At 72.0% G+C, this 15,409-nt stretch carries 20 protein-coding genes; 8 read left to right on the top strand and 12 right to left on the bottom strand.

Going from position 1 to position 15,409, the window contains the following annotated elements:
• Both ABZ749_RS12620 and ABZ749_RS12615 read left to right on the top strand, forming a co-directional pair.
• On the top strand, nt 1–325 hold a 325-nt coding region (locus tag ABZ749_RS12620; RefSeq protein WP_357226860.1), incomplete at its 5' end, for a nucleotide disphospho-sugar-binding domain-containing protein.
• 60 nt (nt 326–385) lie between these two features.
• Nucleotides 386–1,114 (top strand): Clp protease N-terminal domain-containing protein, encoded by a 729-nt coding sequence (locus ABZ749_RS12615; protein ID WP_357226857.1) that lies wholly within the window; start codon nt 386–388, stop codon nt 1,112–1,114.
• Nucleotides 1,115–1,124: 10 nt separating this feature from the next.
• Here ABZ749_RS12615 and ABZ749_RS12610 read toward each other — a convergent pair whose 3' ends face one another.
• Nucleotides 1,125–1,643, bottom strand: coding sequence for a hypothetical protein (locus tag ABZ749_RS12610; RefSeq protein ID WP_357199425.1), 519 nt, complete (start codon nt 1,641–1,643; stop codon nt 1,125–1,127).
• Between the two features lie 148 nt (nt 1,644–1,791).
• Complete coding sequence (locus ABZ749_RS12605) at nt 1,792–1,983, bottom strand: DNA repair protein (RefSeq protein WP_357226854.1); 192 nt, start codon at nt 1,981–1,983, stop codon at nt 1,792–1,794.
• Nucleotides 1,984–2,153: 170 nt separating this feature from the next.
• Here ABZ749_RS12605 and ABZ749_RS12600 point away from each other — a divergent pair, with 170 nt between their 5' ends.
• Nucleotides 2,154–2,816 (top strand): GNAT family N-acetyltransferase, encoded by a 663-nt coding sequence (locus ABZ749_RS12600; RefSeq protein ID WP_357226851.1) that lies wholly within the window; start codon nt 2,154–2,156, stop codon nt 2,814–2,816.
• 368 nt (nt 2,817–3,184) lie between these two features.
• Here ABZ749_RS12600 and ABZ749_RS12595 read toward each other — a convergent pair whose 3' ends face one another.
• The 4 genes from ABZ749_RS12595 to ABZ749_RS12580 all read right to left on the bottom strand — a co-directional run bounded on the left by ABZ749_RS12595 (nt 3,185) and on the right by ABZ749_RS12580 (nt 6,481).
• Nucleotides 3,185–3,883, bottom strand: a complete 699-nt coding sequence (locus ABZ749_RS12595) for a TetR family transcriptional regulator (RefSeq protein ID WP_357226849.1) — start codon at nt 3,881–3,883, stop codon at nt 3,185–3,187.
• The gene (locus ABZ749_RS12590) at nt 3,846–4,340 is read right to left on the bottom strand and encodes a DCC1-like thiol-disulfide oxidoreductase family protein (RefSeq protein ID WP_357226845.1); all 495 of its coding nucleotides are present in this window, start codon (nt 4,338–4,340) and stop codon (nt 3,846–3,848) included. The genes ABZ749_RS12595 and ABZ749_RS12590 overlap by 38 nt, the downstream gene beginning before the upstream one ends.
• Nucleotides 4,337–4,891: a hypothetical protein gene (locus ABZ749_RS12585; protein WP_357226842.1), complete on the bottom strand. Its 555-nt coding sequence runs from the start codon at nt 4,889–4,891 to the stop codon at nt 4,337–4,339. The genes ABZ749_RS12590 and ABZ749_RS12585 overlap by 4 nt, the downstream gene beginning before the upstream one ends.
• A gap of 135 nt (nt 4,892–5,026) precedes the next feature.
• Nucleotides 5,027–6,481: a glycoside hydrolase family 3 N-terminal domain-containing protein gene (locus ABZ749_RS12580; protein WP_357226840.1), complete on the bottom strand. Its 1,455-nt coding sequence runs from the start codon at nt 6,479–6,481 to the stop codon at nt 5,027–5,029.
• Between the two features lie 168 nt (nt 6,482–6,649).
• Here ABZ749_RS12580 and ABZ749_RS12575 point away from each other — a divergent pair, with 168 nt between their 5' ends.
• Nucleotides 6,650–7,825, top strand: a complete 1,176-nt coding sequence (locus tag ABZ749_RS12575; protein WP_357206324.1) for an ROK family transcriptional regulator — start codon at nt 6,650–6,652, stop codon at nt 7,823–7,825.
• A 122-nt stretch (nt 7,826–7,947) separates the two neighbouring features.
• On the opposite strand, the gene ABZ749_RS12570 is transcribed toward ABZ749_RS12575, so the two are convergent.
• The gene (locus ABZ749_RS12570; RefSeq protein WP_357226837.1) at nt 7,948–8,961 is read right to left on the bottom strand and encodes an ABC transporter permease subunit; all 1,014 of its coding nucleotides are present in this window, start codon (nt 8,959–8,961) and stop codon (nt 7,948–7,950) included.
• Nucleotides 8,958–9,956 carry an ATP-binding cassette domain-containing protein gene (locus ABZ749_RS12565; protein WP_357226835.1) on the bottom strand — a complete coding sequence of 333 codons (999 nt, stop codon included), beginning with the start codon at nt 9,954–9,956 and terminating at the stop codon, nt 8,958–8,960. Before ABZ749_RS12565 ends, ABZ749_RS12570 begins: the two co-directional genes overlap by 4 nt.
• Nucleotides 9,957–10,075: 119 nt before the next feature.
• Here ABZ749_RS12565 and ABZ749_RS12560 point away from each other — a divergent pair, with 119 nt between their 5' ends.
• Together ABZ749_RS12560 and ABZ749_RS12555 are read left to right on the top strand one after the other, a co-directional pair.
• Nucleotides 10,076–10,876 carry an ABC transporter ATP-binding protein gene (locus ABZ749_RS12560; RefSeq protein ID WP_357226833.1) on the top strand — a complete coding sequence of 267 codons (801 nt, stop codon included), beginning with the start codon at nt 10,076–10,078 and terminating at the stop codon, nt 10,874–10,876.
• Between the two features lie 23 nt (nt 10,877–10,899).
• Complete coding sequence (locus ABZ749_RS12555) at nt 10,900–11,796, top strand: ribokinase (RefSeq protein ID WP_357226831.1); 897 nt, start codon at nt 10,900–10,902, stop codon at nt 11,794–11,796.
• A gap of 241 nt (nt 11,797–12,037) precedes the next feature.
• Here ABZ749_RS12555 and ABZ749_RS12550 read toward each other — a convergent pair whose 3' ends face one another.
• The 4 genes from ABZ749_RS12550 to ABZ749_RS12535 all read right to left on the bottom strand — a co-directional run bounded on the left by ABZ749_RS12550 (nt 12,038) and on the right by ABZ749_RS12535 (nt 14,275).
• Nucleotides 12,038–12,766, bottom strand: coding sequence for a hypothetical protein (locus ABZ749_RS12550; protein WP_357226829.1), 729 nt, complete (start codon nt 12,764–12,766; stop codon nt 12,038–12,040).
• A gap of 47 nt (nt 12,767–12,813) precedes the next feature.
• Nucleotides 12,814–13,203, bottom strand: coding sequence for a hypothetical protein (locus ABZ749_RS12545; RefSeq protein ID WP_357226827.1), 390 nt, complete (start codon nt 13,201–13,203; stop codon nt 12,814–12,816).
• A complete protein-coding gene (locus ABZ749_RS12540) occupies nt 13,200–13,682 on the bottom strand; it encodes a DUF6232 family protein (protein ID WP_357226825.1) in 483 nt (160 codons plus the stop codon). Before ABZ749_RS12540 ends, ABZ749_RS12545 begins: the two co-directional genes overlap by 4 nt.
• 113 nt (nt 13,683–13,795) lie before the next feature.
• On the bottom strand, nt 13,796–14,275 hold the full coding sequence (locus ABZ749_RS12535) for a DUF6232 family protein (protein WP_357226821.1): 480 nt from the start codon (nt 14,273–14,275) through the stop codon (nt 13,796–13,798).
• Nucleotides 14,276–14,373: 98 nt separating this feature from the next.
• Between ABZ749_RS12535 and ABZ749_RS12530 the strand changes: the two genes are divergently transcribed.
• The gene (locus tag ABZ749_RS12530) at nt 14,374–15,147 is read left to right on the top strand and encodes an enoyl-CoA hydratase-related protein (protein WP_355005364.1); all 774 of its coding nucleotides are present in this window, start codon (nt 14,374–14,376) and stop codon (nt 15,145–15,147) included.
• Between the two features lie 122 nt (nt 15,148–15,269).
• On the top strand, nt 15,270–15,409 hold a 140-nt coding region (locus ABZ749_RS12525; RefSeq protein WP_357226862.1), incomplete at its 3' end, for a thiamine pyrophosphate-binding protein.

The following is a 15,409-nucleotide window of genomic DNA, read 5'->3' as shown; positions in this document are numbered from 1 at the left end:
GTTGCTGCCGCTCGCCGACGTGGTGGTGCACCACGGCGGCAGCGGCACCACCCTCGGCGCGCTCGCGGCCGGCGTACCCCAGTTGTTGCTGCCGCAGGGCGCGGACCAGTTCGCCAACGCGGAGGCCCTCACCGCGGCCGGGGTCGGTCTTCGGCTCCTCCCCGGGGAGGTGGACGCGAGCGCCATCGCCGAGCAGACACACCTCCTGCTTCCGCGGCGTGGTCAGGTCGACCAGCGGCACGCCGCACGACTGATCTCCGAGGAGATCGCCGGCATGCCGTCGCCGGAGGCCGTCGCACAGCTCCTGCCGGAGTACACCGCCTGACGGGACCACCATCGTCAACTCAGGGTTGACGAGGCGGATACGTCAACCTATGGTTGACGCATGACAGATCCTCTTCAGATCGGCAGCACCGTCAAGCTCGACGACCTGATCCAGGCGATCAAGACAGCGCACACCGACGCGCTCGACCAGCTCACCGACGCGGTCATCGCCGCCGACCACCTCGGCGAGGTCGCTGATCACCTGATCGGGCACTTCGTCGACCAGGCCCGGCGCTCGGGCGCCTCCTGGACCGACATCGGCCGCAGCATGGGCGTCAGCAAGCAGGCCGCCCAGAAGCGCTTCGTGCCGAAGGCGACCGACGCGGCCGCGCTCGACCCCAACGCCGGCTTCGGCCGGTTCACCCCGCGCGCCCGCAACGTGGTGATGGCCTCGCAGGAGGAGGCCCGCGCCAGCGGCAACGCCGAGATCGGCCCCGAGCACCTGGTGCTGGGCCTGCTGGCCGAGCCGGAAGGGCTGGCCGCCAGGGTGATGGCTGGTCGCGGCGCCACCTCCGAGGCGGTACGGGAGGCGGTCGCTGCCGTCCTGCCACCGCGCGTCGAGCAGGTGCCGGACCTCATTCCGTACGACGCGCGCGGCAAGAAGGCGCTGGAGCTGACCTTCCGGGAGGCGCTGCGCCTCGGGCACAACTACATCGGCACCGAGCACATCCTGCTCGCCCTGCTGGAGCAGGAGGACGGCGCCGGCGTGCTCACCAACCTGGGCCTGGACAAGGCGACGGTCGAGGGCGACCTGGCCAGCGCCCTCGCCGCCGCCGTCGGAAAGAAGTGAGAACGCGGGGTCAGGACGCCTCAGGGAAGCCGTAACGCAGGGCGTGCTCCGGATCGGCCGGGTCGATCTGGCGTACGCCCGCGTCGGCGAGTCGCTTGTTGACCTCGTCGAGCTGCTCGCGCACCAGGCGGGCCTCCTCCTCGGTGACCCGGCCCCGGTGGGGCTTGCCGGCGTGCTCCAGCGTGCCGTAGTCGATCTTCTCGGTGGTCTTGCGGGCCTTGGGCGGGCGGACCCGCTCGGCCGTCTTCAACAGTTGCGCCATCGGCACGTCGGTGGCCATCGCGTCGAACTCGCTGGCGGTCAACACCACCCGGCGGGGCTCACCGTGGCCGTGCCGATCGTGGATCTCCACCACCGCCACGTCCAGTGCCGCGTCGTCGATGTTCTCCACCTCGCCCGGGGTGGCGTCCAACTGCACGGGCCCGGCGACCAGGTCCGGGTGCTCCAGTACGACGACGCGGACCACCTCGTCGTCCTGCTGCAGAACCGTGCCGGTGAAGTCGGAGACGTGGATCGTCTTCTTGCCCATGCGCGGAGCTTCTCCTGTCGTAGGCCGGGATGGCGGACCACAAGAAATTACCCGACAGGTGTGCGAAAGCCGCCGCTGGACCTCCTCCGGTGTGTCGGCCCGGGCGAACGCAGAGGCTGCCCTTCGGTGCCACCCGCTCGGTGGGGCGTCAGTGGTTGTTCAGGCGGTGCCGACTGGAGCTGCCGACGGACAGCTTGTTCAGGCCGGCCCACGACAGGCCGCCGCCGACCGTCCGAGGGTTCCGGTAGCGCGGCTGGGGCGGATTGCCCCCGACGGCCTCCGCTGCCCGCCAGAGTCGCTCGGGATCCTGCTGGTAGTGATCGCTCGGCTGAATCGGCATGCGTTCACCGTCCCAAACAAAGGTGTCCAGATATGGAAATACATATGACGGTCGATCCCAGTGCTCGGTTCCCGGGCCCTTTTCCGCGCGGCCCTGACGTATCCTGCGCCCGGCCCTGCCGTCCGGCGTACGGTGATCGACGACGGGTCGGGTGACGCGGGGAGGTGCGCATGCTCGACCGGCGACTTCACCTGCACCTGGCCACCTGGCTCGGCCAGTGGCCGGCCGGGCCGGGGTTGCACGTGGTCGCCTCGCAGCGGCGTGCCGAACCGGCCTGGGATGGCCGGCTACGCCCCGCGCTCGCCGTGGACACCGGGCAGAGCGCCGTGCTCTCCGTGGCGCCGGACCGGGTGGCGGCGATCCGCGCGTTGGTTCGCCGTACGCCGGCTCGGTTGCTCGCCGCGCTGCCGGAGGCCGTCGGCCGGCCCGAATTCTGCGTACACGACGGTCCGTTCCGGTGGAGCCGGACACCCGCTCCGCTGCCCGACGTGGGGGAGTGGACCGAGCCGACCGCCACCGGGCTGCCGCCGTGGCTGCGACTCTTCGACCGGCCGGTGCTGGTGGTCCGTGGCCCGGACGGTGCCTATCTGGCCGGTGCCGCGATCAAACGGCACGACGCGTACGGGCACGAGTTGGCAGTCGGCACAGTGCCGGCCGCCCAGGGGCGTGGTCTCGCCCGTCGGCTGGTGGCCCAGGCTGCGCGGCGGGTGCTCGACGAGGGAGCGATCCCTACCTACCTGCACGAGCGGGACAATCACGCCTCGGCTCGGGTCGCCGAAGCGGCTGGCTTCCCGGACCGGGGCTGGCGCGCGTACGGGGTCTATCCGCGCTGACCGGCCCGAAGCCGCAACTGTCCGCGATCTTGCACTTTCTGTCGCGACATACCCGGGCATTCCACGCATCTCAACCACCGAAACTGCAAGATCGGCGGGGCGGGGCGGGGCGGGGTGGGGCGGGGTGGGGTGGGGTGGGGTGGGGGCGGGGTGATGGGTGGGGGTGATGGGCGCGGACCGTGGATCCCGGGCCGGATCCACGGTCCGCAACCTCCCCCCAGGCCCCGGTTCCGGGTGTAGCGGCAGGCCGCTACGTGTCGATCACGCTACGTATCGAACAGGCTCGGGGCAAGGTTGAAGCTGTCGGTTCGGAGTGTCGAAAAGCGGACTTGACCTGCTGCTTCGCCAGCCGAAGGAGGTCGACCGGATCAGTGACGGAGCGTACGAATCAGGTCGAGCACCTGTCGGGTCACCGGCCGAAGGACCCGGAGTCGGGACAGCGCCACGAGCCGATCGATGAGCGGCACGGCCCCGTCGATCAGTTGGCGGGTCTTGGTCTGGCCGGGTGATCGGTCGTGCACCCAGTAGAGGATCACGCCCATGTACGCGAGCCAGAGCAGCTCGGGCAGCTGTGGACGCAGCTCGGCGTCGACAGTGGCCGTCGAGCCGGTCAACACCTCGCCGAAGAGGTCGATGGCCGCCTGTCGGGGGCCGGAGGACTCAGCGGAGAAGGGGCTCAGCGGCGAGGTGGGTTCCGCCGCCGTCTTGAAGAAGGTCGCCGCGAATCCGTGTGAGGGCGTCAACACGTCGATCCCCGCGTGCAGCACTCCGGCGAGCCGGGGACCGAACGCCTCCTCCCGATCGAGCACGGGCTGCGCGGCGGCCCGGTGCTCGACCTGGGACTGGGCGTAGAACTCCTGAATCAGGTGGTCCTTGGAGCCGAAGTAGTAGTAGGCGTTGCCGACCGCCACGCCGGCCTCCTGCGCGATCGCCCGCATGGTGGTCTGGGCGTATCCGCGTTCGCGGAACAGCCGCATCGCGGTGTCCCGGATCAGTTGCCGGGTCTGCTCGCCCCGGGCGGTGGCTGGGTCACCCGCAGTGGTCGTCTGCGCAGGCTCTTCGGTCATCGAGGTCACCGTATCCCGCCGGTTCGTCGGTCGGCTCGGCCCACGGGTCGCGGATCCGTTCGCGGATCGCCGAGGCGGCGGCCACCGTCTGGCGGGCGAGGGGCAGCAGGTGCGGTCGGGCCAGCCGCTCGGCCGTGGACCGGTGGTCGGTCAGCGCCCAGAGGCAGGCGAACCAGGCGCCGTCGCCCGCGTACACCTCGCCGGTGTCGGCGATCACGGTGAGGTCGCGCAGCGTCGCGTCGTGGTTCAGGCCGGGGAAGCGCCGCCGGGCCTCGGTGGACCCGGCCGGCACGAACTCCAGGGGTACGAGCTGGGCGCGGGACGACAACCAGCGGCGGGCGGCGCGGCAGATCGGGCAGTCGGCGTCGAACAGGACGGTGAACCCCCGGATCCCACCGCCGGAGTGAGCGGTGGGATCCGGGAGCCGACCGCCGCCACCGGTCGGGGGCGCGGTCATCGGGTTTGTGGGTTGTTCGTCGGGCCGACGCCCGGCTGCGGGCCAGCCGGCGGGGGTCCTGCCGGGTGTGCACCGGTCGGCTGCGGTCCGCCCGGGTACGCGCCGACGAACTGCGATCCGGGAGGGGCGGACGGCATGGGGAGTCGGCCGATCGGGGCGAGCGGGGGGTGGGTGGCGAGCTGGCGGAGTCGGTTTCGGCGGTAGCGGCCGAGCGCGAAGACGTTGAAGAAGTGCAGCGCGCCGAGCACCAGCAGCACCAAACCGATCTTGATAGACAGCTCCTCCATGGCCTGGCTGGTCGAATCGACCGGGTCGGGGTGCTTCATCGCCACCGTGACGTAGCCGAGGTTGAGCAGGTAGAAGCCGACCACCAGGAGGCTGTTGACGGCCCGGGCGAGTCGTTCCTCGGCGAACACCTCCTCCAGGAAGACCTGCCCGTTGCGGGACAGTGCGCGAGCCACCCAGATGGTCAGGCCGATGCTGACCGCGAGGTAGATCACGTACATCCAGACCTTGATGTCCATGTGGACGCCCTTCTTGAACGTGTTCAACTACCGACGTCATCAGACTAGGGTCGATGTTGAACATGTTCAAGGAGTGGCGACCAGTGACTGTGGACACTTCGGCGCGGTGCCGGGGCGCGACATCCGGCCGAGCTTTTCAGCCCGGCCGGAGAACGCCGTGGCTTAGCCGGCCAGGCCGAGCACCTCGGCCGCCGCGCGACCGTTGGCGTGGCTCGCGCCGTAGGTGGTGACGAAGGCGCGGACGCCAACGGGCCGCCACTGTGCCGGCCAGCCCATCTCCACCACTGTCACGGGGTGCTGGGCCGCCAGCTCGGCGATCAGGTCCGGACCGCCGGGCAGCCGGTGCAGGTGTCGTCCGACCAGGACGATGGGACGGTCGCCCGCCAATCCGCGCAGCGTGGCCGGGTCGGTCTCGGCGGCGATCACCCGGATCTCCGACACCCCGTCCAGGTGCGGACCGAGGCCCCACGGAACCCGCCCCTCGGCGATCGTCGACTCGGTGTGCAGTTGCACCACAAGTGGCTGGTCCAGGCCAGTGAGCAGGCCATCCACCCGGACCGCTCGACGCGCTGCCGCGTACCCCAGCTCGGTGTCGCCGGTGGCCGGTGACCCGCTGGCGGCCCGGGTCCAGGCGGCGAGATCGGCGGCGCGGCCGGCCGCCTCCTCGACCCGCGCTCTCGCCAGCCGGCCGTCGGCGAGCGCGTCGACGATCTCGGCGGCCACCCGCTCGACCAGTTCGGCGTCGACCTTCGCGCCGATGCAGAGCAGGTCGGCACCCGCGCTCAGGGCCCGGACCGCAGCCGGCCCGACCCCACCGGCGGCCACCGCGGCACCCTTCATCTCCAGCGCGTCGGTGATGACGGTGCCGGTGAAGCCGTACTCGGTGCGCAACAGGTCGACAAGGACGGCTCGGCTGAAGGTGGCCGGGTCGGCGCCGGTGAGTGCCGGCACCCGGATGTGCGCGGTCATCACGGCGCGCGCCCCGGCGGCGACGATGGCCGCGAACGGCGGTAGGTCCCGCTGGCGGAGCAGGCCCAGCGGAGCATCCACTGTGGGTAGTTCGTGGTGGGAGTCGGTGACTGTGGCACCGTGCCCGGGGAAGTGCTTGGCGCAGGCGGCGACGCCGGCGGCCTGCAACCCGGCCACGGCGGCGGCCGAGTGGGCGGCCACCCGCACCGGATCCGCGCCGAAGGACCGGGTGCCGATCACCGGGTTGTCGTCGGCGGTGTTGACGTCGACGGTGGGAGCGAGGTTGACGGTGATGCCGAGCGCTGCCAGTTCGGCGCCGATCGCCTGGTAGACCCGTCGGGTGAGGGCCACGTCGCCGATCGCACCCAGGGCGGCGTTGCCGGGGTACGGGCTGCCGGTGGCGTGCGCCAGCCGGGTCACGTCGCCACCCTCCTCGTCGATCGCGATCAGCGCGTCGGGTCGACCGGTGCGCAGTGCGGCGGTGCTCGCCGCCACCTGCGCGGTGTCGTGCACGTTGGTGCCGAACAGGGTGTGCCCGGCCAGCCCGTCGGCCAGCAGGTCGACCGCCCAGTCCGGCGGAACCGGTCCCGGGTACGCGGCCAGCAGCGTGCCCAGCGCGAGCCGGCGCAGTCCTGGATCCAACCCCACGTGTTTCCCCCTTCGGTGCCCCCGCGGGTACGAAACGTCGTACCGGTGGTGGTCCTGGCCCTGCCGACTCGGCCGAGCGTCCCACCGTCGGGTGACCGTTACGCTACGGCTACCCGTTCGCAGGTCGGTTTACAGTTAGCAAAGTTTACTAAAACTAGAGGACGTGTCATGAGTGCGACCCGGCTGCCCGGCACCCCCCGTCTGTTGCGGGCGCTCAACGACCGTGCCGCGCTGGAACTGCTCCTCGAACGCGGCCCGCTGACCCGGGCCCGACTCGGCGAACTGACCGGTCTGTCGAAGGTCACCGCCTCGCAACTTGTCGAGCGGTTGGAGGAGCGCGGCCTCGTCGCGCGGGTCGGCGAGCAGGCCGGCGGGCGGGGGCCGAACGCCCAGCTCTACGCCGTCCGCCCGAGCAGTGCGCACGTCGTCGGCGTGGACGTCGGGCCGGACCGGGTGGTGGCCGCGTGCGCCGACATCACCGGCGCGGTCATCGGCCGGGTGGAGCAGTCGACCCGGGACACCGACGACCCGGTGGGCGTGGTGCACAACGCCGTCGTGCAGGCGGCGAGCAGCGCCCAGGCGCAGTTGAGCAGCGTACGACGGATCGTGCTCGGCACGCCGGGCCTGGTCGACCCCGGCACCGGCGACATCACCTTCGCCTTCAACCTGCCGCGCTGGCACAGTGGTCTGCTCGCCGCGTTGCGGGACGACCTGCACACACCTGTGGTCTTCGAGAACGACGTCAACCTGGCGGCCGTGGCCGAGGCGCAGTCCGGCGCGGCGCGAGGGCTGTCGGACTTCGTGCTGGTCTGGGTGGGCGCCGGCGTCGGCCTGGCGATCATGCTGGGCGGGCGGTTGCACCACGGCAGCAGCGGTGCGGCCGGCGAGATCGGCTACCTTCCGGTGCCCGGCGCGCCCATCCCGCGCGACGTCTCGCGTCGCGCCAAGCCGGCCTTCCAGCAGCTGATCGGTGCGGACTCGGTGCGCGCGGTGGCCCGCGAGCACGGCTACCCGGATGCCGACGCCGCCGAGGCGGTCCGCGCGGCCGTCGCGGCCGGCGCTGACGGCGGCCCGATGCTCGACGAACTCGCCCGTCGGCTCGCGCTCGGCGTGGCCAGCACCTGCGTGGTGCTGGACCCGCCGCTGGTCGTGCTCGCCGGGGAGGTGGGCCAGGCCGGTGGCGCGGCGCTCGCCGACCGGGTGCAGCAGGAGGTCGCCGCGATCACCCTGGTCCAGCCGCGAGTGGTGCCGACCGGGCTGACCGAGGAGCCGATCCTGCACGGCGCGCTGCGCACCGCCCTCAACGCCGTGCGCGACGAGGTGTTCGGCTCCACCGTCGGCTGAGCCCGCTGCGGCGGTCATGTGAAGGAATATTTCACCGCGCCCCACGGCTTGCAAGCTCCTGCCGGGCGTCGCCTGGCCGTTCCGTCGGGCCGCCCGGACCGGGGCGACCCGACGGCCTCGACTCAGATCAGGTCGCGGCGACGGAACACGGCGAACGCCGCCGCGGTCAGACCGCCGGTGATCGCCAGCAGCACCAACAGCGCCGGCAGCCAGGTCACCGTGTAAAACCCCTCGCAGTACGGGAGTTGGCCGCTGCCCCGGCAGACCTGTTCGTCATAGAACCGCGCCTCGCCGTTGAGCCACGCCCCGATGTGGCTGGACAGCATGAACAGGTCCGACTTCCGCGCGTCGATGATCTCCAGGACCACTCGGCCACCCAACTCCCAGACCACCGCGTACGCGGCGAGCGCGCCGAGCGCCGCAGACGTGTGCCGACCCAGCGTGGCGATCGCGAAGCCCAGCGCGGAGGCCAGCAGCACCAGCACCAGGCCACGGCCGTGCACCGCGCCGAGTGAGCGCCAGAAGTCGCCGTCCAGTCTGCCCGGCAACCCGAAAGCCTGCCCGATCACCCAGAACGTGGCGAGATAGACCACCGACGCCAGCAGGGCCAGGACCAGCACCGCGCCGAGCAGGGTGCCCAGCTTGGTCGCGAGCACCGTCAACCGGCGCGGTCGCCAGAGCAGCAGGTTCACCACCCCGCCCGAGGTCAGGTCCGCGCCGATGTAGGAGGCGCCGACCAGGAACCCGAACAACACCAGGAACGCGATGAGGAAGTACAGCAGCGGTTGGGCCTGCTCGGCGAAGGTGAACACACCCGGCAGGAAGTCGGCGGCGATCGGCAGCCGGTCCTGCCGGATCGGGTCGATCTGGGAGCAGTCGCTGGGGAAGTACCTGTCCGAGTCGGAGGTTGAGGTGCCGTCCTGGCGGGCCAGGCACTCCTGGTGGGTGGCCTCCATGTCACGCCGCGCCTCGGCGGCCTGCGTCCGCGCCGAGTTCAGCTCACTGACGCTCGGTTTGTGGGAGCCGGCAAGGGTGGTCGCCGCCGTGACGGCGAACGCCAACGCCAACAGGACCACCATGAGCTGCACGAAGCGACGCGCGGACAGTCGCTCCAACTCGGCACGCACCAGGTTCACGCGTCCACTCCCCGATCGAGGTCGATCACAGCTTCGTCCTGCGGCAGCGACGGGTCGCCGACCTGCCGGGGCACCGACGGATGCTCGTACGCGCCGGTCAGCTCCAGGAAGACGCTCTCCAGATCCGGCCGCAGCGGCGTCAGCTCGCCCACCCATAGACCCTGCTCACCGAGCACCCGGCTGATCGCCGTCGGGTCGCTCACCCCGCTCACCACCAACGCTCCACCGTCCACCACCGCCGTCAGCTCGGCCGCGTGCAGCAGCTCGACGGCCCGCTCCGGCTCGGCCACCCGGACCAGGAACTCGTGCCGGTCGTGGCCCGCCAGCACCTCGTCCACCCGACCGGTCGCGACCCGCCGCCCCCGAGAGATGATCGTGACGTGGTCGCAGATGAGCTGGATCTCGCCCAGGATGTGACTGGACACCAGCACTGTCACCCCGTTGGCCGCCAGCGACCGCATCAGGTCCCGCATCTCCCGGATGCCCGCCGGGTCCAGGCCGTTCGCCGGCTCGTCCAGGATGAGCAGACGCGGGTCCTTCAACAGCGCGGACGCCACCGCCAGACGCTGCTTCATGCCCAGCGAGTAGCCCTTCACCCGCTCATCGCCCCGGTCGTGCAGGCCCACCAGATCCAGCACCTCGTCCACCCGCGAGACCGGCACACCACCGGCGCGGGCCAACAGCCGCAGCGTCCGGTAGCCGGTGAAGTTGCCGAAGAACTGCGGGCTCTCCACGATGGCGCCGACCTGACCCGCCACCCGGGGCAGCAACTCCGGCGACGGTTCGCCGAGCACCGTCATCCGGCCGCTGTCGGCGCGTACCAGCCCGAGCAGGGCCCGCAGGGTGGTGGTCTTGCCCGAGCCGTTGGGGCCCAGGAAGCCGTGGACCTGGCCCGCCTCGACCAGCAGGTCGAACCCGTCCACCGCCACCCGTCGGCCGCTGCGCAGGCTGCGGAAGCTCTTGCGTAGACCCTCGATCTCGATGACCGCGCTCATCTGCGCAGCTCCGTACGTCGGCTGGGCATGGGCCGTCCTTCGGGCTTGGTGATCAATGACACGGCGCTTCACCCTATGGCTGAGGTGCCGCCCATGGGGGGCACCCCGGCGCTGCGTGGTTGGATGGTGCGGTGAACCCGGATCTGGTGGTCAGCCTCGACGGCGTCGGCGTGCGCCGCTCCGGCACCGCCCTCCTAGAGGACCTGACCTGGCGTGTCGAACTGGACGAGCGGTGGGTCGTGCTCGGCTCCAACGGCGCCGGCAAGACCACACTGCTCAACCTCGCCGCCGGCCGGCTGCACCCCACCACGGGTGTCGCGCACGTGCTCGGCGAGCGGATCGGCCGCACCGACGTCAACGAGCTGCGTACCCGGATCGGGCTCACCACCGCCGCGATCGCCGAGCGGCTGCCCGCCGAGGAGCGGGTCAGCGACGTGGTGGTGACCGCCGCCTGGTCGGTGGTCGGCCGTTGGCGGGAGAACTACGACCGTGGCGACGAGGCGCGGGCGCGGGCACTGCTGAGTCAACTCGGCGTCGGTGGTCTCGCCGAACGCCGCTACGGCACCCTCTCCGAGGGTGAGCGCAAGCGGGTGCAGATCGCCCGTGCCCTGATGACCGACCCGGAGCTGCTGCTGCTCGACGAGCCCGCCGCCGGGCTCGACCTGGGCGGTCGGGAAGACCTGGTCGCCCGACTGGCCGAGCTGGCCTACGACCCGGACGCCCCGGCCATGGTGCTGGTCACCCACCACGTCGAGGAGATCCCTCCCGGTTTCACCCACGCGATACTCCTGCGCGAGGGCGGGGTGGTCGCCCAGGGCCTGCTCGCCGAGACGCTGACCGGTGACAACCTCTCCAAGACCTTCGGGCTGCCACTCGTCGTCGAGCGGTCGGGCGACCGCTTCACCGCCCGCGCCGCCTGAGCGCCGGACAGGCGGAGACGGCCGTGCCGCAGACCCGGGTCGCCGTGGTGGGCAGCGCCAACATGGACCTGGTCGCGATGGCACCCGCGCTGCCTCGACAGGGCGAGACCATGCTCGGCACCGACTTCGTGATGGTGCCCGGCGGCAAGGGCGCCAACCAGGCCGTGGCCGCGGCCCGCGCCGGCGCCTCCTGTGCCTTCCTCGGCGCGATCGGCTCGGACGCCTTCGGCGTCACCCTCAAGGCCCGCATCACAGCGGCCGGCGTGGACACCAGTCAGCTTCGCGTGGTCTACGGCACCTCGGGAGTGGCGCTGGTCATGGTCAACGCCCAGGGGGACAACGCCATCGTGGTCACCCCCGGCGCGAACGACGCCCTGGTCGGCCTCAGCGAGGAGGAGCTGACCACCGTCCGTACGGCGGACGTCCTGGTCGCGCAACTGGAGATCCCGGTGCAGACCGTGACTGCCGCCGCGGTGGCCGCCCGCGAGGCCGGCACCAGGGTCATCCTGAACGCCGCCCCGGCGCGGGACCTCCCACCCGAGCTGCTCGCCGCCGTGGACCTGCTGGTCGTCAACGAGGGCGAGGCGCAGGCGCTCGCCGGCCGGGGTCGGGAGGAGCCGCGCGCGCTGCTCGACCTGACTCCCCGGGCCGTGCTCACTCTCGGCGGGGAGGGCGCCTGGTACGTCGACCGGGACGGCACCGAGGTGCACGTGCCGGCGGTACGGGTCGACGTGGTCGACTCCACCGCCGCCGGTGACGCGTTCACCGCCGCGCTGGCCGTCGGCTGGGGCGAAGGGCGCGAGCTGGTCGACGCGGTGCGCTGGGCGTCGGCGGCCGGCGCTGCCTGCGTGCGCAAGCTCGGCGCCTCGGTGGCGCTGCCGCAACGCACCGAGATCGACGAGCTGTACGCGCCGGCCTGACCCCGTTGCGCGCCGCCGCCAGCTCGGCCAGACCGTACGGGGTGTGCAGGCTCGCTCCGCCGACCACCGGCACCGGCCCCGGCCGCTCGGCGCAGACCACGAGGTCGTACCAGTCGACGTCGAATTCGGGCCGGGCCAGTCCGAACACCTCGGTCACGATCCCGGTCTCGAACACCGACACACCGCGCCCGCCACGACGATCACCTGCGACTGCTGATCCACGGCACGGGCGGGCTGGCGTTCACCCCACCGGCTCGTCGGCGAGCTTCTCGCCGCGGCGGCGCAGCATGCCCAGCCCGGGGATGCCGGCCACGGCGAGCTTGAGGTCACGGGTGACGTCGAGCAGGTCGTGCAGGTCCGGGCCGACCCGGTCCAGCGTGGCAAGGATCGGCAAAATGTCCGCCGTCAGATGTTCCCGGAGCTTGGGCAGCTCGTCGATCAGATGGATCGCCGCGGTGATCTCCTCGTGGCTCAGCTCCCCGACGAACCGCTCGGCCATCGGTGCGGCCCGGCGCAGCGCCGGCTCGTACGCCGACAGCAACTCGGCCGCGGTGGCCGCGGCCTCCGTCGCGGTGCCCACGGTGACGGAGGCGCGCTTCGCGACCCGGTCGGCCTCGGCGACCACGGTGCCCGCCACCCGGGAGACCCGGTCGGCCTCGGCGACCACAGCGGCGGCGGCGGTGGCCACCTCGGTGGCCGTGTCGATGGCGGTGGTCGCGGCGGTGCTGATGACGGCCACCTCGCGAACCGCGCCCTCGGCGTCGGTGAGCACCTGGTCGGTCCGATCCAGGGTCGTCTCGATCCGGTCGACCACGCCGTTGATCCGGGCCAGGAGCTGCTCCACCCCGTCGAGCACGGCGAACGCGCGGGCGGGCACGGCGGCCATCGAGGCGGCCGAGCCGAGCGCCTGGTCGAGGGCGGAGCGGGTCAGACCGACCACGGCGGTCGGGGTGGGTAGGGGAATCGCCATGGGGTCAAGTGTGCGTCGGCCGTGCCACAACCGCCCGTCGGAGCAGGTCAGCGTGACTGTCGACCGGCGGTGTCGGCGCGGGCCACCCGCAGCGCCCACCAGATCAGCGGCACCTGCAACGGCACCCGGCCGTACGCGATGGCCCGCTGTGTCGGGCGTCGGCGCCGCCAGTCCACGGCCATCTTGACGTTCGCCGGCAGGACGGCGACGAAGAGAGCGGCGGCTGCCCGGCCGCCGGCCCGCCGGGTGGCCGGGTTCGCGACAGCCGCAGCCACCACCAGTTCGGCGACCCCGCTGGCGTACGTCCAGAAACGGGGCGGGCCGGGCAGCACACGCGGCACGATCGGGTCGTAGACGCCGGGGCGTACCAGATGGGTGACGCCGGCCGTCGCGAGCAGGCCGGCCAGGGCGACGGCCTCGCGGCGGCGGGTGGTCATCGGTGGTCCCCCTGTTGTTCGACGGCGCGCTGCACGGCCCGGTAGATCTGCCCGAACCGTAGCGCGTCCGGGGTGCGCACCAGCAGGTCCGCCCGACCGTGGTGCTGCACCCACAACTCGTGCACGTGGCTGCCGCGCTCGTAGGAGCGGTCCAGCCAGCCGAGGGGGATCTCCAGGAACGGTGCCAGCGCGAGCGCCCCCGCCGCGCAGGCGGCCAGGATGATCAGCGCCAGCTGCCAGTTGCCTCGGTCCTGAGCCGACCAGGCCAGCGACAGCACGCAGACCACGGCGACCAGCGGCGGCAGCGAGAGCAGCAGGACCAGGACACCGCGCCCCAGCACACGGCCGCGTACGGCGAGGGTTTTCTGCCCCCGTGCGTGCCAGACGAACGTCACGTCGGACAGGGCGATCACGTGACCACCCGCCCGGATCGACTCGGAGGTCACCTGCACCGCGTCGTCCCGGTAATAGAGGGTCATCACTAAGCCTAACCACCGCCGGGCAACCTCGCCGAGTCCGGCCGTGCCCGTGCCCGTGCGGTCTGCCGTGCCCGTGCGGTCTGCCGTGCCCGTGCCCGTGCGGAACGGGCCGGCTAGCGGCGCGTGGCGGGGTGGGCCGGCTGGCTGTGCTCCACCGCGCGTTGCACCGCCCGGTAGATCTGCCCGAAGCGCAGCGCGTCACCGGTGTGCAGCAGACGCACCGGCTGGCCCCGCCAACGGGCCCAGATCTCCAGTTGGCGGCTGCCCCGGGCGTACGAGCGGTCCAGGTGTTCGAAGAGGAAGTCGGCGACCGGCCCGACGGCCAGGCCGACCAGCACCGACGCGCCGACGATCGCGATCGTCACGGTGGGGGAGCGGTGCAGCCAGACGGCCACGCCGATGCCGAGCACCGCCGCGACCAGCGGGCCGGCGAGCGCTGCGCCGATCGCGCCCCGCCCCACCAGCACACGCCAGGAGCGGGTGCCCCGGCGGTGCCAGATCATCGTGATGTCGGCCAGCTTGTAGCTGCGACCGTCCACGCGAAGAGTGGTGGAGGTGACCTGCACCGACCTGTCGTCGTAATACGTGACCATGGCTGGACTCCCGCCCACGGGGCTGACACCACACTACTTACCCAAACGAGCCGGGTCGTAAGGTTGGCACGCGACTTCGACGAGGAAGTGAGGGCAGCGTGGGCGAGTTCGTTCGGCTGGAGACCACTGACGGCATCGGCACGATCCGGCTGGAGCGGCCGCCGATGAACGCGCTCAACACCCAGGTGCAGGAGGAGTTGCGCGCCGCCGCGACGGCGGCCACCGCCGATCCCGAGGTCCGCGCGGTCATCGTGTACGGCGGGGAGAAGGTCTTCGCCGCCGGCGCCGACATCAAGCAGATGGCTGACATGTCCTACGTGGACATGGCCGACCGGGCGGCGAACCTGTCCAGCGCGCTCGGCGCGATCGCCCGGATCCCCAAGCCGGTGGTCGCCGCGATCACCGGGTACGCCCTCGGTGGCGGCTGTGAGCTGGCGTTGGCCTGTGACTGGCGGATCGTCGCCGAGGACGCCAAGCTCGGTCAGCCGGAGATCAAGCTCGGCATCATCCCGGGTGCCGGCGGCACGCAGCGGCTGGCCCGCCTGGTCGGCCCGGCCCGCGCCAAGGATCTGATCATGACGGGCCGGATGGTCGACGCCGAGGAGGCCCTGCGGATCGGCCTGGCCGACCGCGTGGTCCCGGCCGCCGAGGTCTACGAGGCCGCTGTCGCCTACGTGAAGCCGTACCTGACGGGCCCGGTGCAGGCGCTGCGCGCGGCGAAGCTGGCGGTCGACGGCGGCCTGGACATGGACCTGAACTCGGGCCTCGCCTGGGAGAGTCAGCTCTTCGCGGCGCTGTTCGCCACCGACGACCGGCGCGAGGGCATGGCGGCCTTCGTCGAGAAGCGCAAGCCGGGCTTCACCGGCCGCTGATCCGTCGCCTCCCGCCCCGACGGCGCTCTGACCTCGGCACCGTCCACCGGCCGGGGCCACGGTCGCAGGGCCAAGTGACTGGCCGGTAACCTGTGATCCCGGCCACGGACGATGGGAGCGACATGACGGAGCGGATCGAGGGTCACGGCGGCGAGTTGGCGCTCGCGGCACTACGCGCGCACGGCGTACGGGAGATGTTCACGCTGTCCGGCGGGCACGTCTTCCCGCTCTACGACGCCGCGTACAAGACCGACTTCCCGAT

Source organism: Micromonospora sp. NPDC047753 (assembly GCF_040642735.1).
Taxonomy (GTDB): domain Bacteria; phylum Actinomycetota; class Actinomycetes; order Mycobacteriales; family Micromonosporaceae; genus Micromonospora.
Note: the sequence above shows the minus strand (reverse complement) of the source record. Positions and strands in the feature narration are given on the sequence as shown.

Bases quoted from the DNA above. Each gene is read 5' to 3' on its own strand.
- ABZ749_RS12615 (WP_357226857.1), top strand. From the start codon at position 386: ATGACAGATCCTCTTCAGATCGGCAGCACCGTCAAGCTCGACGACCTG.
- ABZ749_RS12610 (WP_357199425.1), bottom strand. From the start codon at position 1,643: ATGGGCAAGAAGACGATCCACGTCTCCGACTTCACCGGCACGGTTCTG.
- ABZ749_RS12605 (WP_357226854.1), bottom strand. From the start codon at position 1,983: ATGCCGATTCAGCCGAGCGATCACTACCAGCAGGATCCCGAGCGACTC.
- ABZ749_RS12600 (WP_357226851.1), top strand. From the start codon at position 2,154: ATGCTCGACCGGCGACTTCACCTGCACCTGGCCACCTGGCTCGGCCAG.
- ABZ749_RS12595 (WP_357226849.1), bottom strand. From the start codon at position 3,883: ATGACCGAAGAGCCTGCGCAGACGACCACTGCGGGTGACCCAGCCACC.
- ABZ749_RS12590 (WP_357226845.1), bottom strand. From the start codon at position 4,340: ATGACCGCGCCCCCGACCGGTGGCGGCGGTCGGCTCCCGGATCCCACC.
- ABZ749_RS12575 (WP_357206324.1), top strand. From the start codon at position 6,650: ATGAGTGCGACCCGGCTGCCCGGCACCCCCCGTCTGTTGCGGGCGCTC.
- ABZ749_RS12565 (WP_357226835.1), bottom strand. From the start codon at position 9,956: ATGAGCGCGGTCATCGAGATCGAGGGTCTACGCAAGAGCTTCCGCAGC.
- ABZ749_RS12550 (WP_357226829.1), bottom strand. From the start codon at position 12,766: ATGGCGATTCCCCTACCCACCCCGACCGCCGTGGTCGGTCTGACCCGC.
- ABZ749_RS12545 (WP_357226827.1), bottom strand. From the start codon at position 13,203: ATGACCACCCGCCGCCGCGAGGCCGTCGCCCTGGCCGGCCTGCTCGCG.
- ABZ749_RS12540 (WP_357226825.1), bottom strand. From the start codon at position 13,682: ATGACCCTCTATTACCGGGACGACGCGGTGCAGGTGACCTCCGAGTCG.
- ABZ749_RS12535 (WP_357226821.1), bottom strand. From the start codon at position 14,275: ATGGTCACGTATTACGACGACAGGTCGGTGCAGGTCACCTCCACCACT.